General features: G+C 52.1%; 2 tRNA genes and 1 rRNA gene (1 of these 3 only partly in view). All 3 read left to right on the top strand.

The features are described 5' to 3' along the window. Window positions 1-10: 10 nt before the first annotated feature. Window positions 11-87 (top strand) — tRNA-Ile (locus tag ACWICE_RS19660). Window positions 88-93: 6 nt separating this feature from the next. Beyond that, window positions 94-167, top strand: a tRNA-Ala gene (locus ACWICE_RS19655). 195 nt (window positions 168-362) lie between these two features. Then, window positions 363-1230, top strand: a 23S ribosomal RNA gene (locus ACWICE_RS19650) (its annotated part continues 1548 nt past the right edge of the window); the annotation flags it as partial.

The following is a 1230-nucleotide window of genomic DNA, read 5'->3' as shown; positions in this document are numbered from 1 at the left end:
GAGATAAGCTAGTCCCGTAGCTCAGTTGGTTAGAGCACTACACTGATAATGTAGGGGTCAGCAGTTCAAATCTGCTCGGGACTACCATCACACGGGGGATTAGCTCAGCTGGCTAGAGCACCTGCCTTGCACGCAGGGGGTCAACGGTTCGAATCCGTTATTCTCCACGTTTCTGAGCGCAGTGTAAAGGAAATGTACGGCCGTCACGGTCTAGATACTAAGTACTTGATACTAACTGCTCGGATAAAGAGTTCTTTGACATATTGGAAGAAAAGAGATTAACAAGAGAAGACAACAGAGGCTCCATGCGCAAGCATGGGACCAAAAGCAACCTACCACTTGGCAAAAGGGGTGGTAGCGTGAAGAAAGTAAACAAGGGCACACGGGGGATGCCTAGGCTCTCAGAGGCGATGAAGGACGTGATAAGCTGCGATAAGCCACGGGGATCGGCAAATGCGAATCGATCCGTGGATTTCCGAATGGGGCAACCCGGCATGTTGAAGACATGCCATCAATTGAGGCGAACGCGCTGAACTGAAACATCTAAGTAGGCGTAGGAGGAGAAAATAACAATGATTTCCCAAGTAGTGGCGAGCGAACGGGAAAGAGCCCAAACCGGTCATGTCACGGCATGGCCGGGGTTGTAGGACCACGATATTGTACTGTGCTATGAACTGGAAGCAGGTGGGAAACTGCGCGACAAGGGTGAGAGCCCCGTACAGGCAAAGAATGCAGGCATAGTGGTATCCTGAGTACCGCGGGACCGGAGAAATCCTGTGGGAATCCGCCAGCACCATCTGGCAAGGCTAAATACTCCTGAGAGACCGATAGTGGACCAGTACCGTGAGGGAAAGGTGAAAAGAACCCCGAACAGGGGAGTGAAAAGAACCTGAAACCGTGTGCTTACAAGCGGTCGGAGCGGAGCGATTCCGTGACGGCGTGCCTTTTGCATAATGAGCCTACGAGTTACTCTTGTCCGGCAAGGTTAATGGCTTAAGGCCAGGAGCCGAAGCGAAAGCGAGTCTGAACAGGGCGCACAGTCGGACGAGGTAGACGCGAAACCTTGTGATCTACCCTTGGGCAGGTTGAAGGTGCGGTAACACGTACTGGAGGACCGAACCGATAAACGTTGAAAAGTTTCCGGATGACCTGAGGGTAGGGGTGAAAGGCCAATCAAACTGGGAAATAGCTCGTACTCCCCGAAATGTTTTTAGGAACAGCGTCGGCATG

The sequence above is a fragment of the Sphingobacterium sp. NPDC055346 genome (assembly GCF_053645235.1).
The sequence above is the reverse complement of the archived record's forward strand: the minus strand, read 5'-3'. Positions and strand labels throughout refer to the sequence as shown.